This window comes from Microcystis ichthyoblabe FBCC-A1114 (assembly GCF_050500245.1).
In the GTDB taxonomy this organism is placed as follows: Bacteria; Cyanobacteriota; Cyanobacteriia; order Cyanobacteriales; family Microcystaceae; genus Microcystis; species Microcystis ichthyoblabe_A.
The window spans coordinates 2,466,154-2,486,057 of record NZ_CP191408.1 but is presented as its reverse complement, the minus strand read 5'-3'; the positions used below and the strand labels follow the sequence as shown (position 1 = coordinate 2,486,057).

At 43.8% G+C, this 19,904-nt stretch carries 20 protein-coding genes and 1 pseudogene; 9 read left to right on the top strand and 12 right to left on the bottom strand.

Going from position 1 to position 19,904, the window contains the following annotated elements; translation table 11 throughout:
* Positions 1 to 2 precede the first annotated feature (2 nt).
* A complete protein-coding gene (locus tag ACQY1Y_RS11970; RefSeq protein WP_002752697.1) occupies positions 3 to 800 on the top strand; it encodes a sulfite exporter TauE/SafE family protein in 798 nt (265 codons plus the stop codon).
* Positions 801 to 810: 10 nt separating this feature from the next.
* Here ACQY1Y_RS11970 and ACQY1Y_RS11965 read toward each other — a convergent pair whose 3' ends face one another.
* Both ACQY1Y_RS11965 and ACQY1Y_RS11960 read right to left on the bottom strand, forming a co-directional pair.
* Positions 811 to 1,245, bottom strand: coding sequence for a YidH family protein (locus tag ACQY1Y_RS11965; protein WP_002734854.1), 435 nt, complete (start codon positions 1,243 to 1,245; stop codon positions 811 to 813).
* 132 nt (positions 1,246 to 1,377) lie between these two features.
* Positions 1,378 to 2,061 carry a cadmium resistance transporter gene (locus ACQY1Y_RS11960; protein ID WP_430012817.1) on the bottom strand — a complete coding sequence of 228 codons (684 nt, stop codon included), beginning with the start codon at positions 2,059 to 2,061 and terminating at the stop codon, positions 1,378 to 1,380.
* A gap of 147 nt (positions 2,062 to 2,208) precedes the next feature.
* Here ACQY1Y_RS11960 and ACQY1Y_RS11955 point away from each other — a divergent pair, with 147 nt between their 5' ends.
* The 3 genes from ACQY1Y_RS11955 to ACQY1Y_RS11945 all read left to right on the top strand — a co-directional run bounded on the left by ACQY1Y_RS11955 (position 2,209) and on the right by ACQY1Y_RS11945 (position 5,987).
* The gene (locus tag ACQY1Y_RS11955; protein ID WP_016514554.1) at positions 2,209 to 3,129 is read left to right on the top strand and encodes a LysR substrate-binding domain-containing protein; all 921 of its coding nucleotides are present in this window, start codon (positions 2,209 to 2,211) and stop codon (positions 3,127 to 3,129) included.
* A gap of 266 nt (positions 3,130 to 3,395) precedes the next feature.
* Positions 3,396 to 4,805, top strand: a complete 1,410-nt coding sequence (locus tag ACQY1Y_RS11950) for an IS4-like element ISMae7 family transposase (protein WP_080601601.1) — start codon at positions 3,396 to 3,398, stop codon at positions 4,803 to 4,805.
* A gap of 708 nt (positions 4,806 to 5,513) precedes the next feature.
* On the top strand, positions 5,514 to 5,987 hold the full coding sequence (locus tag ACQY1Y_RS11945) for a hypothetical protein (protein ID WP_069474333.1): 474 nt from the start codon (positions 5,514 to 5,516) through the stop codon (positions 5,985 to 5,987).
* A 258-nt stretch (positions 5,988 to 6,245) separates the two neighbouring features.
* Here ACQY1Y_RS11945 and ACQY1Y_RS11940 read toward each other — a convergent pair whose 3' ends face one another.
* From ACQY1Y_RS11940 to hflX, 3 genes are all read right to left on the bottom strand, one after another.
* On the bottom strand, positions 6,246 to 7,103 hold the full coding sequence (locus tag ACQY1Y_RS11940; RefSeq protein WP_002735720.1) for an IS5-like element ISMae4 family transposase: 858 nt from the start codon (positions 7,101 to 7,103) through the stop codon (positions 6,246 to 6,248).
* Positions 7,104 to 7,557: 454 nt separating this feature from the next.
* The gene (locus tag ACQY1Y_RS11935; RefSeq protein WP_176721685.1) at positions 7,558 to 7,725 is read right to left on the bottom strand and encodes a hypothetical protein; all 168 of its coding nucleotides are present in this window, start codon (positions 7,723 to 7,725) and stop codon (positions 7,558 to 7,560) included.
* A 573-nt stretch (positions 7,726 to 8,298) separates the two neighbouring features.
* On the bottom strand, positions 8,299 to 10,002 hold the full coding sequence (gene hflX / locus ACQY1Y_RS11930) for a GTPase HflX (protein ID WP_430012816.1): 1,704 nt from the start codon (positions 10,000 to 10,002) through the stop codon (positions 8,299 to 8,301).
* Positions 10,003 to 10,335: 333 nt separating this feature from the next.
* On the opposite strand from hflX, the gene ACQY1Y_RS11925 reads away from it, so the two are divergent.
* Positions 10,336 to 10,560, top strand: coding sequence for a hypothetical protein (locus ACQY1Y_RS11925; protein WP_103113414.1), 225 nt, complete (start codon positions 10,336 to 10,338; stop codon positions 10,558 to 10,560).
* 350 nt (positions 10,561 to 10,910) lie between these two features.
* Positions 10,911 to 11,609: a Uma2 family endonuclease gene (locus ACQY1Y_RS11920; protein ID WP_430012815.1), complete on the top strand. Its 699-nt coding sequence runs from the start codon at positions 10,911 to 10,913 to the stop codon at positions 11,607 to 11,609.
* Between the two features lie 121 nt (positions 11,610 to 11,730).
* Here ACQY1Y_RS11920 and ACQY1Y_RS11915 read toward each other — a convergent pair.
* A pseudogene (locus tag ACQY1Y_RS11915) lies at positions 11,731 to 11,899 on the bottom strand (30S ribosomal protein S6); the annotation flags it as partial.
* Between the two features lie 250 nt (positions 11,900 to 12,149).
* Entirely contained in the window at positions 12,150 to 12,770 is a 621-nt protein-coding gene (locus ACQY1Y_RS11910) for a PEP-CTERM sorting domain-containing protein (RefSeq protein WP_430012814.1), read from the bottom strand.
* Between the two features lie 273 nt (positions 12,771 to 13,043).
* On the opposite strand from ACQY1Y_RS11910, the gene ACQY1Y_RS11905 reads away from it, so the two are divergent.
* Positions 13,044 to 13,721, top strand: a complete 678-nt coding sequence (locus tag ACQY1Y_RS11905) for a Uma2 family endonuclease (protein WP_430012813.1) — start codon at positions 13,044 to 13,046, stop codon at positions 13,719 to 13,721.
* Positions 13,722 to 13,727: 6 nt separating this feature from the next.
* Here the strand turns inward: ACQY1Y_RS11905 and rpsF are convergent, their stop codons facing one another.
* A complete protein-coding gene (gene rpsF / locus ACQY1Y_RS11900; protein ID WP_002733521.1) occupies positions 13,728 to 14,117 on the bottom strand; it encodes a 30S ribosomal protein S6 in 390 nt (129 codons plus the stop codon).
* Between the two features lie 145 nt (positions 14,118 to 14,262).
* Here rpsF and ACQY1Y_RS11895 point away from each other — a divergent pair, with 145 nt between their 5' ends.
* On the top strand, positions 14,263 to 15,045 hold the full coding sequence (locus ACQY1Y_RS11895) for a fumarylacetoacetate hydrolase family protein (RefSeq protein ID WP_061432665.1): 783 nt from the start codon (positions 14,263 to 14,265) through the stop codon (positions 15,043 to 15,045).
* Here ACQY1Y_RS11895 and tpiA read toward each other — a convergent pair.
* Positions 15,042 to 15,767 (bottom strand): triose-phosphate isomerase, encoded by a 726-nt coding sequence (gene tpiA, locus ACQY1Y_RS11890; protein ID WP_016515627.1) that lies wholly within the window; start codon positions 15,765 to 15,767, stop codon positions 15,042 to 15,044. The two genes, ACQY1Y_RS11895 and tpiA, sit on opposite strands and share 4 nt — an antisense overlap.
* A gap of 377 nt (positions 15,768 to 16,144) precedes the next feature.
* On the opposite strand from tpiA, the gene ACQY1Y_RS11885 reads away from it, so the two are divergent.
* The gene (locus tag ACQY1Y_RS11885) at positions 16,145 to 16,909 is read left to right on the top strand and encodes a metallophosphoesterase family protein (protein ID WP_149107762.1); all 765 of its coding nucleotides are present in this window, start codon (positions 16,145 to 16,147) and stop codon (positions 16,907 to 16,909) included.
* Here ACQY1Y_RS11885 and ACQY1Y_RS11880 read toward each other — a convergent pair.
* The 3 genes from ACQY1Y_RS11880 to pgl all read right to left on the bottom strand — a co-directional run bounded on the left by ACQY1Y_RS11880 (position 16,828) and on the right by pgl (position 19,676).
* Positions 16,828 to 18,075: a site-2 protease family protein gene (locus tag ACQY1Y_RS11880; RefSeq protein WP_430012812.1), complete on the bottom strand. Its 1,248-nt coding sequence runs from the start codon at positions 18,073 to 18,075 to the stop codon at positions 16,828 to 16,830. The two genes, ACQY1Y_RS11885 and ACQY1Y_RS11880, sit on opposite strands and share 82 nt — an antisense overlap.
* Positions 18,076 to 18,179: 104 nt before the next feature.
* Positions 18,180 to 18,806, bottom strand: coding sequence for an FHA domain-containing protein (locus ACQY1Y_RS11875; RefSeq protein ID WP_430012811.1), 627 nt, complete (start codon positions 18,804 to 18,806; stop codon positions 18,180 to 18,182).
* Between the two features lie 147 nt (positions 18,807 to 18,953).
* Positions 18,954 to 19,676: a 6-phosphogluconolactonase gene (gene pgl / locus ACQY1Y_RS11870; RefSeq protein WP_103113406.1), complete on the bottom strand. Its 723-nt coding sequence runs from the start codon at positions 19,674 to 19,676 to the stop codon at positions 18,954 to 18,956.
* Between the last annotated feature and the right edge of the window lie 228 nt (positions 19,677 to 19,904).

Here is a 19,904-nt window from a genome sequence, read left to right as displayed (position 1 = left end):
AAATGGACTATTCTTTATTGGCAATATTTAGCTTTTTTATCGGAATTATCGTGGGATTAACGGGAATTGGTGGTTCATCCTTGATTACACCCCTATTGATCTTTGTATTTCAGGTTCCCGCTACCACCGCAGTGGGTTCCGATGTGGTGGCGGCCGGGTTGATGAAAGTGGTCGGCACCGTTCGTCACTGGCAACAGCAAACGATCGAGTTAGAGGTGGTAAAATGGCTGGTAATTGGCAGTGTACCCGGTTCTCTGTTAGGATTAGTCGGTTTTCGCTATTTTCAGCAGAATAGCTCCCTCAATCTCGATCAATGGTTGCCCCATATCATCGGTCTTGTCTTGATGATCGTGACTGTCCTAGCGGCCCTAGAACTACTAATCTCCTTGTTTTTTCCCGATTTGTCCCCTTGGTCCTGGCCAAAATTAGATTTAACCACTCGCTCCGGTCAGATAAAAACAACGATATTAGGGGCAGTTTTAGGCTATTTGGTCGGTTTAACCAGTATTTCCAGTGGTTCCTTGTTTGCATTGGTCTTGATGACCTTTTTTCACCTTGATTCTCGCAAATTAGTCGGTACAGATCTATCGCAAGCGTCCATCCTCTTAACCTGTACTTCCATCGGTCATCTGGGATTAGGAACGGTAGATTGGAATCTGGTACTTCCCATCTGGTTAGGTGGGATACCGGGGGTGGTAGTGGGAGCAAGATTATCGGAATATTTGCCCAAAAATGCCCTAAAAATACTGCTTTATACGGTTCTAGTCACGGTCAGTTGGCGCTTACTCCAACCCACCTAATCCCCAGAGTTTACTCGAAAGTCATCATACTACCGATCAACAGATCGGGACTGGTGGCGACAAAATAGATAATTCCCGCACCGAGAATGACGATCGCTAAACTAAATAGTACCACCCATCGATCGGCTGGTTCGTAGGTATCTTCATCTATATCTCGTCTGACTGTAAAATAATGTGCTGTGGTCAAAAATACGGTCAATAAACCCACTAAAGCAAACATTAAGCCTAATTTCCAGCCATAACCGGGCCGGGGAACCAGAGGAGGATGAAAGGCCCGTAAACGCAGGATAACCATACCAAAACCCATTAATGCGATCGCCGTTCGCATCCAAGACAGATAGGTGCGTTCATTGGCCAGATGATCGCGGACTCGATTGGGATTGACTTTTTTCGGTTTAATGCTGGTCTTGCTTTCCGTCACTGGTGATTTGAGAAAAAATAACATGATCGAGATGACTGGGGGTCCGTTTCAAGGGGAGCACTTGAGAAGATGATGTTATTCTATGGCACTTGAGTTATAGATGGTATGGAAAAAATCTAAAATCTCTTTTTAAATGTATTTGTATTGAATCAAAAATTAAATAGATTCTGCTTGCTGCTGGAAAAGCGCCCATCCATAGCTTAAGGATAGGGCCAAGAAAGCGAGGGGAAGACTTTCCTTGATTATAAATACACCCAAACCGATCAACACACAGGGGACAAAGTGGCTGCCGTGACTGGTAATTAAATTAGCGATCGCCGGTAATTTAGTCAACTGATGAGCAGTAAAACACCAAACACCCACCAAGATGAGAAAAACGCTGACGATAGTGACTAAATTTGGCCAGGTATTACTAGCGAACAGCGGCAGATAAATGCCGATATTATCACTACCATTGGCGATGGTAATTGCCGCCACAGCGCCGGTTTGAGGGGAAAACCAGGCCGCCAAAGGAGAAGAAGGTGCTGATTCTACAGTCACCTCCAGAGGATTATCCGTCTCGGTTTCCTCTCGCTGCCAGAGACTCCGAATCCCGAAAATCACGGGTAACAGACCGAGAAAACGAATCCACTGAGCCGGAATTAAGAAACTCCCGAAAAAGCCGGTTAAACTCGCCAAAATCAGCAGGATAAAGCCTAAATACTGACCGATAACGATATGACGACGGCGAAAAAGTTTATTGACCTGGGTAAAAAGAATCGTCAAAATCAGGATGTCATCGAGATTAGTGGCAATAAAGGCCGCTATTGCTGTAGATATGGCAGTAATCATGGTAGTCATAGGATTTTTTTCTTAATCGGCTCTTCTGGTCTCGATCGCCCTACTTCCACTCTAGAAAGAGCTATTAATAAAATCAAATATTCTTTCTTGTTGATTTAATAAATTAAAATGATGGAAAGACCAATAGAGACGGAAAAACTCCTTGCCATGGCCAGAATGACCCTAGATCAACTGGAAATCTTTCTAGCGACTGCCGAACATCTCCACTTCACCAAAGCAGCAGAAGCTTTATATATCACCCAACCGGCCGTCAGTGCCGCCATTGCCTCCCTAGAAAGTGAATACGGGGTGAAATTATTCCATCGCGTCGGTCGTCATATCGAGATCACGGAAACAGGACGTTTACTGCAATTAGAAGCGCAACGCATTCTTACCCAGGTAACTTTGACAGAAAGGGGATTGGCGGAATTTAACGACTTGCAACGGGGAGAACTACAATTAGGATCGAGTTTGACTATTGGTAACTATTGGCTGCCGGCAAAAATTAGCGATTTTCAGGAGCGCTATCCGGCAATTAAGATCAACTGCACCCTAGCTAATACGGAAGAAATCTGTCTGGGTACGGCTAACGGACGTTTTGACCTAGCATTAATCGAGGGAGAAGTCAAGAGTGATTTAACAAATTGTTTAGAACAGGAGATCGTCAGCAGCGATCGCCTATTAATTATTGTCGGACGTTCTCATCCCTGGTATAAAAGAGAAGCGATCGAATTGCCGGAATTAGTGGAAACCCCTTGGGTAATGCGAGAATCGGGATCGGGAACTCAACAAAGATTCGAGGAAGCGCTACGGAATTGGAGTATCGATTTACGCACATTAAAGGTGACTTTGCTGTTAAATACTGGAGAAATGGTGAAAGCGATTATCGAGAATAGTTCGGCAGCTGCCGGCATTTCCGAATTGATGGTTCAAAAGGAATTACAATTAGGCACATTGCGATCAATTCGAGTCATCGATACTTCCGGTTTATCCCCTCGCTATCTCGAATTTACGCGCCCTTTTTTAAAAATAAAACACCGTCAGCGCTTTCAACCCCGCATCTGTCAAGTTTTCGAGCAGATGTTGTAATCTGATAGCAATCACCAAAAATTAACCTGAGCAAAAATAAAGCTATGTAGGGGAAATTATTTTTTGTTAAAAAAGAGAGATTATAAGTAAGTAGTTATAATTAAATTAAAGATAGATTTTGCCTCTGATCCCCCCTTAGTCCCCCCTTAATAAGCTATCCATTAGTCAGATCTTTCTTAACAAAAAGAGAAGAAACTTAAAAAAAGGGGAAACGATTGATAGGTATAGTTTTGAAAGAAGGAATTAAGGTGGAGGTAAGCAAAAAAATGGAGAAATGGGCAGCCCAAGAATTACAGTATGCAGACCTAGGGGACACCAGAAGAAAGAAAAGGTTAATCAGTATCGTAGAAAACTTGGCCAGTCAACCTAGTACAAGTGTGCCACAAGCTTCGGGAAATCTAGCCGCAGCGAGTGCCACCTACGACTTTTGGAATTCCCCCTATTTTCACCCCTCAGATATAATTGCCGCCCAAGCCAAAAGTACAGTAGAAAGAATCAAAGAACATCCAATAGTTTTGGCAGTGCAAGACACAACAAGTTTAGACTTTACGACGCAAAAAGCAAAAAAAGGAATGGGTTATCTAGATTATAAAAAATCCTTTGGTCTCAAAGTTCATACCACCTTAGGAGTGTCACCGCAAGGAATACCTTTAGGACTGATTAATCAATATGTCTGGGCAAGAGAAGAAAAGAATTTAGGGATTGCCAAGCAACGCAAAAAAAGAGAAACCGAAGAAAAAGAAAGTCAAAGATGGTTAGATTCTTTGTCAGAAACACAACAACAAATACCCGAAGAAATTCAAGTAGTAACAATCGGAGATTGTGAGGCAGACATATTTGATTTATTTGCCCAATCAAGAAGTCCTAACTCTCATTTATTAATCCGAGGAACTCATAACCGAAAAGTTAACTATCTCGAAGACAAGCAAAAGTCAGGGCATCCAGAGCCTAAATATTTACATCAATCCATCAGAGAAATAAAAGCCTGTGGTAGCCTAGATGTGCAAGTAAAACGCAATCCTAATCACGAGGCTAGACTAGCTAAACTAACAGTTAGATTTGCCAGTTTTGAAATACAAGTACCTAAGCATCACTCGAAAGCGAACCCTCGTCAACCGGTCAAATTACAGGTAATTTTAGCTGAAGAAGAAAATCCGCGTCCTGGAGTTAATCCTATCAGTTGGCTCCTCTTAACTAGCCTAGACATTAGTAGCTTTGAATCAGCGATAACCTGTGTGCGCTGGTATAGTTATCGCTGGTTAATAGAACGCTATCATTTTGTTTTAAAAAGTGGTTGTGGATTAGAAAAACTGCAATTAGAAACGGGTCGTAGAATTGAGATGGCCTTAGCTACCTATTCAATTGTAGCTTGGAGATTACTTTGGTTAACCTATCAAGCACGCTTACACGGAGAGGAGAGTTGTGAAAGTTTTTTGGAAGAACATGAATGGCAATCTTTGTGTGCCACTATTCATAAAAAGAGTCCGCCACCTGAAAAGCCGCCCTCCTTTCGAGAAGCGGTCAGAATGATTGCTTCTCTTGGGGGGTTTTTAGGTAGAAAAGGTGACGGTGAACCAGGTGTTAAAACTATTTGGTTGGGACTGCGAAGGTTACATGATATCAGCCAGACTTGGAAACTATCTCATCAAATTAGTCCCCCCATAGAACCCCCTTGAGCCATCTTGCACACTTTTCTCTTTTTGTCAAATTTTATGTTAAGAAAGATGTGACTAATGGATAGATCAAGGGGGGCAGGGGGGATCGAACCTAAAATCCATTTTTAATTTAATTATAACCAGCTACTTAACTGCTGCTGCCCACATATATGTGAGGGAAAGTCACAAATAGGAGATGCAGCCGATAATTTTGGTTCTTCGGTTTGTATTATGCAACGTACAGGATTATAAGAAATGAAACTCTTATAGAGAAAAACATTTGGCGATTTTTGTCAATTGTTTTCGATTAAATCTATTGCCAGATAAGGATTTACTCGATTTATGCCACCCAATCGAACCATACCAAGTAACGAAGAACCATAATTTTCTGGCAATATAGTCTTTAAAGCCTTGTCTAGCAAGACTCCTACGAATGATAAGCACTGATTATCACACAAAGTCGAGGAGAGCCAGCAGTCTCCTAGATCATTATATCTCCGCCCTGAACGGTTAAAACTAAGAATTTGTTAAAAAATCGGGGCGGGGCGGATAATCGGTAATTATGATTAAGGACGGCTGGCGGATTAAAGGTAAAAGTCAAGGAAACTTTTCTGAATAATCCGTAGTTATCCCGGAACCCAAAGGCCGATTAGGCGAGATGGCCGGGGATAGTGCGGTCATCGTTTTTGTTTTGTCGGATCTGTAAACCAACTAACTAAAAAGACACTTATGCACCTACTCAAAGACAAACTACAACATATTAGTACGATTACCCACGAGAGCAAGATAGTGGTGTTCGCCACCGATGCCGAGGGGAAAATTTCCTACACAGTCAAGCAAGATGGGTTTGAAGATAGCTACCTCAACACCCCCGCCGATGAAAGAACCGGCTGGGAAAACTGGCAAACACTAGAATTTCCCGATGAAGCTGATGACCAGTCGGTAGTTGAGAAAGAAAAAGCCGAACTGACTCACCAACAAAATACCAGTCAATATCTCCTCAAATCCCTTTACAAAACCGAAAATATAACCGTAGTTGCGCCAGTACAAGTCATTGCCGCACTGGAACATATTTACGTTTTTCGTCAGTCCAAATCTAACACGCTATTAGTGGACCGATTTGTGTTAGATGGCATGACCAATAAGCTGAACCGCAAGCTAGAAGTTCGGTTTAAGCGAAGGTTCAACTGCGGCTTTAACTAAGTTAGTTTCCTTGTCTTCAAAAGAACTCTTGCAAATTAATTATATGTTATAATAATGGGTTAACTAATTTTCCCCAAAAAATTAGTTAATCAGTACATTCGTCCTGAATGAAAACTTGAAGTTTAACTTTTAACTCAAAACTCTTTAGAGCTGCTTTAATTTGGTTATCAAAACCTCTTTATTTAAGCGGCACAAACTATCTCAATTATAAAAATTGAGAATAAATTCTCCTTGACTTGATTAATCTTTAGGCAACTTTTAAGAAGCTGCTATACCTATCCCTAACTCACAGTTATAAATAGCCGCCAACAAGTTAACTCTTAAACTATATCTTCGACGACGATTCCGATATTTACAGGATAAGATTTTAAAGATTTTGAGTTTCCTATTTATAGGTTCAATGATAATCCTTTCTTTGGCTAAAGCCTTGTTATACTCTTTTTCTAACTCTGTTAATTTTCTATTTTTCGATTTCTTTTTCGGTGTATAACTATTACTATGGTATGCAGCTATTCCCTGATAACCACTGTCTTCTATGCTGGTAGTTAAAGGATGAAAACGAACTCGACTTTTTTTAAATAAACTAAAATCATGACCTCTACCTTTCCCACAGAAGACACAGATAATTTCCTCTGTATTTTGATCAGCTACTAATTGGGATTTTAAAGTATGATAACCTCTTTTACCCGAAAAAAAATCTTTCTGTTTCTTTTGGGGGCGTTCAATGGGAGTTTCCGTTACATCCATTACCGTTATGACCGGTATCTCTGCTTGATTGAGTAAAGCTTTTTTTCCTTTTAAACGGAAGTTTCCCGATTGTAAAAGCATTTTTTCCGTCTTATTTACAATCCGACATATAGTTGATTCTGATAGTTCCCAGCTTGTACCAATGTGAAAATATGTTCTATATTCTCGCCAATATTCTAACGTTACTAAAACTTGTTCTTCTATAGATAGTTTAGGTTTCGGTCCCCTTTTAGATGGTGAATTAGAGTCGGCTTCAACACTTTTTACTGATTCTACCATCTTTCTATATGTTTGTTTGTACACACCGAAACGGCGTTTGAATTGTTCATCTGATAAGTTTTGATAATCCATAATTTTGCTAATAAACATAGCAAAATTATAGATGATTTCCTGACCTAAGATCACATTTTATTCTTTTTTCCACTTCAATCTAAGAATTGAGAAAAAAGCAAAACCTTACATTATACCATAAAAAAATTATGCAAGAGGTCTAAAGGAAATAAGTGAAGAGTTAAGGTCATCAGCGTGTAGATTGTTAATCGAAATTCTAGCCATTGAAATTGTCCTCTTAATCAAAGAAAAAGTAGTTAACTTGAGATTGAGTTTACCTTACTCACCTATTTTTATATAATGCTTTTTAAAGCAGATGGCAACCCTCTTGAAGGATTATTTTTGAACATAAATAAGGAAATAAAGCAGAGCCTTAGATATGGCGTTCTGAGGCAGAGCATTGGAGCAAGAGTTATTAATCTCTCCCTGAACAGTTACCTAAAAATATCTGGAATTGGTGATTGCTTTTCCTAGAAAAGCAATCACTTTTTACTTAAATTTCAACTTTAGTTACCTTCGTAATCTTACCGTTCTTGTCGTACTCCGTTATTGTGATTGTTATTCCGCCCATGATATTTCGGTAATCGTATTCTGTAATATCTTGAACTTGATCGTATTCTGAATTGACAAGAACCAAATCAGTAATTTGAAGTTGGGACATTGGAATTATACTCCTAATTAAGAAAAAAGTAGTTGGCTTGAGATTGGGTTTACCTCACTCATCTGTTCCTAGATTAATCGCTCTCCCAGCAGATGACAACCCCCTGGAAGGATGATTTTTGAACATAATTCTAGTATTTTATGTTCAATTTTCAAGGACAGTCCCCAACGAGAAAATAAGGGTTTCCTGTTATTTCGCCAGCAACTTTGAGATGAAAACTGAGTTTTGCCCCCTAAATCCTGAACATAAATCAACTATTTATGTGTTTCCATTCAATTAATTTCTAAGCGCGAGACCACGGTGCGCCCCTACCATTGGCGCGATAATATGATTGTAGGGGCGAATTGCATTCGCCCTCTTCAAAAACCTGGTATTTTTATTGGCGATCGCAAAGCTCTTATTCATCGGCCCGCGTCCTGTAGGGGCGAAGCATTCGGGCATAAGGGACTTGCGCTTTGATAATGTACCTTTTGGGCGAACGCAGTTCGCCCCTAGATTGTGGACAAAATCCGTTACTGTAGGGGCGCAAGGAACCTGCGCCCTCCGAGCGCTCAGGTTTGCTGATCACCCTAATTAAGCGATTAAATCGATTAACTTTTGTTTTAAAGTTTCCAATCCGAGGCGACGAATAGCCGAGATAAAAACAGCTTGGGGATATTTTTCCTTAGCTATTTCCAAATCGTCGCTTTTTACCTGATCCAACTTATTAAACACCATTAACATCGGACCGGTTTGAATCGGCATCTCCGAGAGGATTTTTAACACCGAGGCAATCTGACTTTCCCAAGCTGGATGGGAGAGATCCACCAGATGGAGTAATGCCTCTGCTTCCGTTACTTCCTCTAAAGTTGCCCGAAAAGCATCCACCAGCGAGGGGGGTAATTCGTGGATAAAACCCACCGTATCGGTTAGTAACAGGGTGTGAGAGACCTGGGTGAGGGGATCGGTAATAGTTAAGCGTCGGGTGGTGGGATCGAGGGTAGCAAACAGTTGATCGGCGGTATAAACTTCGGCAGCGGTGAGAGCATTAATTAAAGTAGATTTTCCCGCATTGGTGTAACCGATGATCGCCACACTGGCTACATCTTGTTTTTGCCGTTGTTTGCGTAAACGGGAACGATGAGCTTGCAGTTGATCCACCTCATCCTGGAGACGGGATAAACGACGTTGAATAGTTCGGCGTTCTGTTTCTAATTTTGTCTCCCCCGGTCCGCGAGTGCCAATTCCTCCCCCTAATCTCGACATGGCTAATCCGCGCCCGGTGAGACGCGGTAAAGTGTATTCTAATTGGGCTAATTCTACCTGTAGTTTACCCGCTTGCGATTGGGCCCGTTGGGCGAAAATGTCCAGGATAACCTCGGTGCGATCGACCACTCTCACCCCGATTTGGTTCTCTAGATTGCGAATTTGGGCGGGAGAAAGGTCGCGATTGAATACAACTAAGTTAGCTCCCGAAGTTTGCACCTGTAGGGCGATTTCTGCCACTTTTCCCGAACCGATCACTGTTTGAGGATGGGGATGATCCCGTTTTTGTCGGGTGACTTGCAAAACTTTACCCCCGGCGGTATCAACTAAACGCTCTAATTCGCTTAAACCGTCCTCAAACTGGCGATCGCTCATATCGTCGGTCATTAAACCAACCAATAGCACCCGATCTTCGGCTGTATCAACGGTTATAGCGGTAAATTCTCGCTGAAACTCCGCCTCTAGTCCTTCCACTAACTCTAAAAAGTCCTGTTTGCTTAAATCCTCTAGATTTAAGGGCGGGGAGACAGACCAGTATATATTACTATTGACATTTGTTTGACTTTGTGGTATGAGATGCGCCAGATAGACTTGCTCCACATAACCGGTCGCCCCACCACCGCGACGGATCATGCCTGTGCCAGTTAGGGTTAAGATCACCAGTGCGTCTAATCTTTGCAAAGCCATGGCGGTTAGACTGGATTCTTTTGGCGGTTCTTGCTTGAGTTCCGTGGCGATGCAACGAATTCCGCAAAGACGTTCGGAACCGTAGCGGGGTAGTTCCAAGAGAGAAAATTGCGTTTGTCGGGGGGTTCCCACTCCCACTCGAATTACCTGGCCGCGACGGTTGATATAGGTGCAGAGGGGTTGATGGATATCGGTACTGATGGCCGCCAGTCTTTGGGCGAATTCTGGGGTGGTGAGGGTATCAATAGGCAAGCGTTCATGGTACAGCCTTTGTAGCTGTTTCATCTGACTAGCTTTTAGTCCCTGGGTATTGCCGAAGATGGTATCGATAGGCTTTCCTCGCAATTAGGATTTTATCTATATATTGTAGCGATTTTGACACTCGCTGCTCTTTCCTTTTTTGGCACGTCGCCAATGAGAACAGACAAGTCTGGGCATTTTCAGGAACAGGGAATAGACAGTGCTTCCTTCTCCAGCAAACCCAGGATATGAATCTTTATTAGCGAAAAATATGGCAAAATTTTCCACCGTCGTCAAGGATTTTTACATTTCATATTTTGCAATTTTTATAGCCAAACTCAAGTATTTACTCAATAGTAACCTTTCCTTATATTAATAAAGCAAGAATAACAAAAAGGGAGAAAATAAAAAATACAAGCATTAAAGAAACTCCCTTAGATGAATAATAACATTCTGGAACTTCAAAAATTTAGAACAGAGACCTATAACTTGATTGGACGTGCCAAAAATGTAACTTTTGAGTTAATGGACGCAGTTTTAATCACAAAAACAGCATACTGTTGGGCAGATTTTTCTCTTTCTCCTCTTAAAAAATGTGGTTCTGCCTCAACCGTAATAGATATTCCCCTAGAGGTATATCTATTAACCATTGATTTTACTTAATCTTACCATTGACTTTAATAAATCTTAAAAATACTCTAAGTTACTTATAAAAATAAAGGTACGTTAGCGACAGCGTAACACGCCCTACTTATACAACTTTTGCCAGAGGTCTAAGGCAAAGTCGTCCTAATACTAAATCTGGTTATTAAAGACTGATTATTTATTCCCCTTTTTGCCGTTCGGCTGAGCTCACGGCCGAAGCCTTTTGCCTGAGCAGAAAACGGGTTTATCCGAGAAACCCGTTTTCTGTGCGTTACTCAACGGATTTAGTATAAAAGGACAGGATTTCAAACCCAGGATTTGCGGTGATACAATAAAGTTAGGCAAAATGCGATCGCAAGAGATAAAGCATGGTTCAAGCACCCATCGAACCCCAACTTTTCTATCCTGATTCCGACGGTAAACCTATGGCCGACAACACAGTTCAATATCGCTGGATTGTTCGCTTGGTTGCCAATCTCAGGTATTTATTTAAAGAGCAAACCGTCTTTGTCGCCGGAGATTTGCTCTGGTATCCCCAGCAGGTAACTGTACCACCCGCTCCCCGTCAAGCTCCCGATGCCATGGTAGTTTTCGGCCGTCCACCGGGTGAGCGCGGCAGCTATAAACAATGGGAAGAAGACAATATTGCTCCCCAGGTAGTGTTTGAAATCCTCTCTCCGAGCAATAGTGCCAGGGAAATGCTCAAAAAGCAGTCTTTCTATCGGGAGTATGGGGTATTAGAAATGTTTTTCTATGACCCAGACTCCCATGATTTCTGGGGATTGGTGCGGGCCAATCAGCAAGAGGATTTTTTCCCAGTAACGGCCTTGAATTTTCCTTGGACTTCCCCAATCCTAGGAATTCGGTTTGAGATGTTTGAAGAGGGTTTAGAGGTCTTTTATCCCAATGGGGAACGATTTAAAGACCCTGAAACCCTCTTTGAGGAACGCAACCAAGCACAACAAGAGCGCAACCAAGCACAACAAGAACGCAACCAAGCACAACAAGAACGTGACCTCGCTTTTGCCCGATTACGCGAATTGGGCATTGATCCGACACAGTTGTGACTATAGCGTTTTTCAGTCTGCTGAGGTACAAAAGTTATGGGTTTTAGGCAAAAGGCAAGAGGCAAAAGGCAAAGGGGAAGAAAAACAGGTGTACCTCACTAGCTTAGGGAACGCTATATAATTAATCTTCCTCGGAGATGCCGTCCTCTTCCACCACCGCTTCGGTGATAGGAGAGGGGGGAATTTCCGTTAAGGGAGATAAATCGGCAGGGGGGGGCCACCACGCGATCGAGTTTTAGGGTTAAATAACGAATAACCTCATCACTTAAACCCATGGCCCGTTCCATGGGGCGACTTGTTGCTGAACGACTTCGTGAGACTCAAAAAGAAGCTCTACAAAATATCAAAGAGGCCATTGACTTATGTTGAGAAGTTAGAAAAGAAAAAGACCTACCTTTGACAATTATAAAATAGCAGGTTGGGCCTTGCTATTGCTCAACCCAACCCCTATTTTTCTATAAGTAGGTAGGTGTTAAAAACTGTCAGATATCCCCCTTATTCAGGGAAGATTAAGGGGGGATAAACCCCAAAGTTCTCAACTTAATTGTCCTGTTTTGACTTCTTCCCTTGAGATAGTTTGCGCTGGCAGAAAGCACCAAATCCCAATAAACCTAAGCCTAAAATTGTGCTAGGTTCAGGAACAGTTTCAATGTCAGTGTTATACGTTACATTATCCATTACAATGTATCCAACACTAGCCAGGGAAACACGCACCTCATCCACCAACCCAGTGTAGCCCGAGGCGAGAAAAGTTGGTGTTGAGGAAGGTATAAGTGTCCCAGATGTTGCTACTAACGAACCACTGTTATACAGTTGGAAGGTAGCAGTAGAAAAGTCAAGACCAGCAAAATAGGCACCATCAAACCGTACAAGTGATGGAAAGTAGAAGGGAACACTGGCGGAACTAACAGGCCATTTACCGAAATTTGGGTACACACGATTGGGGGTGGACTCTGGAGTGTATTGAAACTGGTCGAATCCATAGTAAATCCAGTTACTGTCCCAATTAATTCCACCGTATCCATCGGGTACAAGAATATTGTCGCCAACAAGGTCGTCAAAGTCAACAATAACTTGCGCAGCTTGCGCTATGCCTGCTGTCGCAAGACTGATAAGTATTACCCCCCCGATGGATTGTTTGATAAGTTTCGCTAATAACATAAGCACATACCTCTTAAAAAATGTGGTTCTGTCTGATTTATAATGTTTAATTCTGTAGATTTGAAAGTCTTGCCGTTAAATTTATCAAATCTTAAAAATACTCTAAGTTACTTATAAAAATAAAGGTGTATTAGCGACGGCGTAGCAAACCCTACTTATACAACTTTGGCCAGAGGTCTAAGACAAAGTCGTCCTAAAAGGACAGGGTTTCAAACCAAGGATTTGCGATGATACAATAAAGCTAGGCCAAAATGCGATCGCAAGAGATAAAGCATGGTTCAAGCACCCATCGAACTCCAACTTTTCTATCCTGATTCCGACGGTAAACCTATGGCCGACAACACAGTTCAATATCGCTGGATTGTTCGCTTGGTTGCCAATCTCAGGTATTTATTTAAAGAGCAAACCGTCTTTGTCGCCGGAGATTTGCTCTGGTATCCCCAGCAGGTAACTGTACCACCCGCTCCCCGTCAAGCTCCCGATGCCATGGTGGTTTTCGGCCGTCCACCGGGTGAGCGCGGCAGCTATAAACAATGGGAAGAAGACAATATTGCTCCCCAGGTAGTGTTTGAAATCCTCTCTCCGAGCAATAGTGCCAGGGAAATGCTCAAAAAGCAGTCTTTCTATCGGGAGTATGGGGTATTAGAAATGTTTTTCTATGACCCAGACTCCCATGATTTCTGGGGATTGGTGCGGGCCAATCAGCAAGAGGATTTTTTCCCAGTAACGGCCTTGAATTTTCCTTGGACTTCCCCAATCCTAGGAATTCGGTTTGAGATGTTTGAAGAGGGTTTAGAGGTCTTTTATCCCAATGGGGAACGATTTAAAGACCCTGAAACCCTCTTTGAGGAGCGCAACCAAGCACAACAAGAACGCGACCAAGCACAACAAGAACGAGATCGCGCTTTTGCCCGATTACGCGAATTGGGCATTGATCCGACACAGTTGTGACTATAATTAATCTTCAGCGGAGATGCCGTCCTCTTCCACCACCGCTTCGGTGATAGGAGAGGGGGGAATTTCCGTTAAGGGAGATAAATCCGCAGGGGGGGGCATCACGCGATCGAGTTTTAGGGTTAAATAACGAATAACCTCATCACTTAAACGCATGGCCCGTTCCATGGGGGCGACTTGTTTGCCGCTGGCCTGATAATTCATCTGCACATAGACACCATCATTGAGTTTTTTGATGGGATAGGCCAGACGTTTTTTACCCCACACCTTAACCTCAATGTCTGTGGCGCTGTGTTCGGTAATCAGAGTCCGATAACGTTCCACTTGTTGCTGAACGACTTCTTCCCCTAAATCGGGACGGAGAATGTAAAGAGTTTCGTAGTTATTGCTCATCTCAGAATCCTTATGGACTAGAAGGCTTCTTTGTCAAGGCCAGGAGTTAATTGATTTTCATAACTCTCTAGCTTTTAATAAAGAAGCAAGGATATATGATCATACTACTATCCGAGAGTCGATCGCTAGTCATTCCCAGAAAAATATGGCGCAACGCTATGTACGAGTGAAACATCGTCAAGGACAAATCTTCTACGGACTGTTACAGCTAAACCGTAGCGTTGCCGTCTTTGATGCCCCTCCCTGGCAAGGAGGGCAACTAACCAAGCTAGAATTAGAACCTGATAGCTACCAACTATTAGCCCCCTGTTTCCCGTCGAAAATTATTGCCGTGGGCAAAAATTACCGCGCCCACGCCGCCGAGATGGGAACACCTGTACCGGAAGAACCGCTTTTATTTCTCAAGCCACCGACGACAATTATCGCCGATGGTGAAACGATTTTTTATCCGCCCCAATCGGAAAGAGTAGATTATGAGGGAGAATTGGCATTAATTATGGGAGAAACCGCCAAAAACTGCACGACAGCCCAGGCCAGAAGTAAAATCTGGGGTTATACCATTGCTAACGATGTCACCGCTAGGGATTTACAGAAAAAAGATAGCCAATGGACGCGGGCGAAAGGATTTGACAGTTTTTGTCCCCTCGGCCCCTGGATTGTCCGGGAATTGAGTATCGGGGCGCAATTAACCACTTTTCTCAATGATGGCAGCGAACCCAAACAAAGCAGTTATCTTAGTGATATGGTCTTTCCCCCCGATGTCTTGGTGGCTTATATCTCCCAAGTGATGACCCTGCTGCCGGGGGATGTGATTTTAACGGGAACTCCCGAAGGAATCGGACCGCTGCAGGTGGGGGATAAGGTTCGGGTGGAAATAGAAGGCATCGGGGTTTTGGAAAATAGCGTCATGGCAGCAGAAATCAATTAACGATAATTAACAATCCTAGCGAATACGGTGGGGTCTAGACTCGCCCCACCGACTAAAGCCCCGTTTATCTGCGATTGAGCCATAATTTCATCGATATTATCGGGTTTTACCGAACCACCGTACTGAATGGTTACGTCGGGATTGTCTAATTGTTGTCGAATCAAACCGATAACGCGGTTCGCTTCCTCGCTTTCGCAGGTTTCCCCCGTGCCAATCGCCCAGATGGGTTCGTAGGCGATAACGAGGTTTTTTTGGTCAACATTGACTAAACCCCCTTGAATTTGCTTGATAATTACCTTTTCCGTTTCTCCAGCATCTCTTTGGGCTTTACTTTCTCCCACACAGATAATCGGGATTAAACCTTGTTTTTGGGCAGATATAACCCTTAAATTGACGGTTTCATCAGTTTCGCCGAAATATTGCCGGCGTTCACTGTGACCGATAACCACATAGTGAACCCCAATTTCGGTTAACATATCCGCCGAGATTTCGCCCGTATAAGCCCCCGATTTTTCCCAGTGGACATTTTGCGCCCCCAAGCGAATACGACCGCCGTGGAGGGTTTTAGAGAGGACAGCTAAAGCTGTGAAAGGGGCGCAAAGAACCACTTCTCGGTCGTCGGGGGTTTCATCTAGATGGGATTTAAAATCTTGCAAAAACTCCAAAGCTTCTCTCTGGGTTTTGTGCATTTTCCAGTTACCTGCAATAACAACTTTCGGCACAGCTTAATTAATTTAGTAGATTTGATAATTTATGGTACATTTTACTGTAAGCCTTTTTGTTACCCTAAGCAAGATCACCGATAATCGCTGTCTGTCGTGAACAGATTTCTTTAATACTTTTACCTGTACCTAGGGTTTGCTGAATAAATCTAAAAACTTTGTTTGATAAGGCTTTTAGACTTTTTTGACCTCAAAAAGTGCCTACCATTGGAGGGATCGGGGGTAAAATTCCTGGACTTTTTCCCTGAAAATTAGGTAACTGACCACCTCAAAATCGGTAAAACCCTACACCCTACACCCCACACCCCACACCCTGCCCCCACGAAAAACTTTTTGCCGCAAACCCTACCTATGCCCTAATCCCCTACTAAATCCTCATGCGAACCTTAGCGATCGGCGATATTCATGGTTGCTCGAAAGCTCTAGATCACTTGCTAGAGATCGTCAACCCCAAACCGCAAGATACTTTAATCACCCTCGGTGATTACGTTAATAAGGGCAGAGACTCGAAAGGGGTGATCGATCGCCTGATTTCCCTACATAAACAGGGAAATTTGATTCCCCTCAAAGGTAATCACGAGATTATCATGCTGCAAGCCCGTCATAACCCCCTTAAACAGCGTCTCTGGTTAGAAAAAGGCGGTAAAGCCACCCTCAAATCCTATAGTGAAGGCCACCTGATTAAAATTCCTGAATCTCACTGGGATTTTTTAGGAAAAGTCTGTATAAATAGCTACGAAACTGCAAATCATTTATTTGTTCACGCTAGTCTCGATCCCCATCTACCCCTAGCCAGACAACCAGAATACAAGCTCTTTTGGGAGAAATTTCAATATCCCGCCGCCCATAGTTCGGGAAAAACCATGATTTGCGGCCATACCAGCCAAAAAAGCGGGAAACCGATTAATCTCGGCCATGCCATTTGTATTGATACTTGGGCCTACGGCCAAGGCTGGTTAAGTTGTTTAGATGTGGAAACGGGGAAATTGTGGCAGGTTAACCAGCGAGGAAATTTTCGCATTAGCCAGATTCAAGATTATTATCTTCCATCCTCTCTACGTCAGGACATTAAGGACGGTTCGCCGATTTTTGGCCGTTCACTCTTGTCAAGAGCGGCAGCAATAACATTTAAGGGCAAATAACTGGGGTAAACTCCCTCGCGAGCGCGTTCAATATCCGTTTCCTCTAGGGGAATTTGGTATTTAATCGCAATTGCCTTGAGGATATCGCCGCGATCGATCACTCCCGCTACGGCGGAGGCTGGTGTTAACACCGTGATCATGCGGTCCTGGATGGTTTCCAGTTTCTGCACCACCGTCACTAAGGGGGTTTTTTCCTCAACAGTGGCAATTTCCCCGAGGGGATGGGCAATATCAAGCAGTTGTTTTTCTGACCAGAAACTCCGCTCGATCGCCTGTAAATCTGCCACCCGAATTAATCCCCGATAACGCCCCTCGGAAGCGGCAAAATAAGCAGTATTGGCAGCCGCTCGGTCTAAAACGTATTCTTGGGCGAATTCCTCTAGGGTTTGATGGGCGTTTAAAACCCGCAAATGTCTGCTCATCACCTCTCCCGCTGTGAAATTGAGGAGACTTTCCTGTAAATTAGTTAAATTATCGTAGGCGCGGGCATTTCTGAGGATAAACCAGCCCATTAATCCTAACCAGGCACCCCCCACATCTGCCGTCAAGAGAACCAAGAAAATCCCTAAAATAATCCCTAACCAACCGATGAATTGACCACTGATCGCAGCCCAATGTAAACCTTTCCAGCGATCGCCAGTTGCTTGCCAGACCATTGCTTTGAAAATTTGACCCCCATCGAGGGGTAAACCGGGGATAAGATTAAATAGAGCCAAAAACAGGTTAATTATCGCTAAATGCCCGCATATATAGGTTAAATTGGCGTTTAAATAGGGTAAGTGACTGGCTAGGGAGAGGAGACAAAACAGGAGAAAACTGACGAGGGGTCCAGCGATCGCTACTTGCAGGGCCTCGGGAGGAGTCCGAGATTCTCGCTCGATCGAGGCCATACCCCCAAAGAGAAACAGGGTAATGGAATTGACCTGGATGCCTTGGGAGCGAGCCATGAAACTATGACCTAATTCGTGGAGTAAAACCGAGATAAACAGCAATAAAGCGATGATTAAACCAAGTAACCACGCTAAAACAGCACTATGGGCGGCCAGAGACTGAATTTCTGCATCGGTGGCATTGATCAAGGTGACAAAAGCCAGAATCAAAAACCACGAGGAATCAATATAGAGAGGAATGCCCAATAAAGAGCCAATTCGCCAATTTGTACGCATAATTTTCAGTGGGGAAATGGGGAAGTGGGGAAGTGGGAAGTGGGGAAATGGGAAATTTAGCTGAAATTTCCCCATCACCCTAAATCCCTAACCCCTAACCTTTTTTAAGACATTTGGAAAATAAAAGTCATTTTGTCCCCTTTACCGAGGGAAATGCGATCGCCAGCCCGGAGACGATGACGATTGCCGGGGGGTAGGGGATTGTGATTAACGTAGGTTCCGTTAGCGCTGCCCGTGTCTTCAAGGTAATAGATGCCCCCTTCGACGCGGATATCGCCATGAACCCGGGAGACGATGTCAGAATCGGGAAAACCGGAAACATCGATATCGGGGGGAATGCGATCGTTAGGTTTGCCGATATGAATTACCGATAGATGTAGGGGTAATTCAATTTTGCTATCGGTTTGTAGGTGCTGGAGACTGGCCATTTCCGTCTGCAAGCGGGTGGCGGCCGGAACCGGTGGGGGGGCAACAGGAGGAGGTGCGATCGAGGCGCCGGTGGCTGTAGGGACCGGTGGGACGGGTTCAGGTTCCGATTCGGGTTGGGCTGCCACCATGGGAACGGAATTAGGCTGTAAATTGTACCCACACTGACCGCAAAAGGTGGCATCAGTTTGGATGGTTGCCCCACAACTAGGACAGGAAGACATCCGCGGCAAGGGAGTGTAACAGGCCTCGCATTGAGTGGCCTCATCGGGGTTAATATGTTCGCAATTAGGACAAACGATCATTTTTAAGGAAAAAGTAAAAAGGAAAAAGTAAAAAGTAAAAAAGCAGATTAGGGGTTGGGGTGTTGGGGTGTTGGGGTGTTGGGGTGTTGGGGTGTTGGGGTTTTAGTTGAATTACCCCATTTCCCTATTCCCCTATTCCCCTATTCTCTAGACAAAAGAGGAACCAGCGGCCGCATCGAGCAACCAATATAATTCCCCGGCCGGGGGGTGGATGAGACGGGAAGGATAGGAGAAAGAGTCACCATAGGCAGAGAAAATCTGATGTAGAGCGGGGCGTTTACTTTCGCCGGCAGCGATAAAGATCACACAACGGGCCTGATTGATCAGGGGAACGGTAAAAGTCAAGCGGGGATTGCCGTCTTTCTCGCCGACGGTGATACAGCGATCGCTCACCGTTAAAGCTGCCGTGTGGGGAAAGAGAGAGGCGGTGTGACCATCATCGCCCATTCCCAATAAAATCAGGTCAAAAACGGGAAAATCGGGAGAATTGACCCCAAACCATTGGCGGAGATGATCATCGTATTTTTGGGCGGCCAGCTGGGGATCGGGTTCATCCGTGGGCATGGGATGAATATTAGCGGCTGGGATCGGTATGCGATCGAGCCATGCTAACCGGGCCATGCGTTGATTACTGTCAGGATGATCGGGACTAACGTAGCGCTCATCTCCCCAGAAAACGTGAATTTTTGACCAGTCGAGGGGTTGAGAGGATAAAGCCTCGTAGAGAGGTTTCGGGGTACTACCGCCGGACAGAGCGATGGTAAAATAGTCCTGTTGGTCGAGGCTGGTTGTGATTTTTTCCAGAACCAGCGCCAGAGATTTTGCGATCAGAGCTTGTTTATCAGCTAAAACTTCCACCAATTTCTGCATGGGTTTTGTTATCAACTCAGGGGGGCTGTCTTTACTATAGGCTAACCATTGAGGACTCATCTGAGAGCTTGGGAAAATTTTATTCTTTGACAGTCTCTGTCTTAGGGAAGAGATCTGGGGAAAACCCAGTCTGAGAGCTTGGGAAAATTTTATTCTTTGACAGGGATAGGTTTACCGATGCCATATTGAGGTAATATTTCTAGAGTCGATTCTCGAAAGAGGTTGACA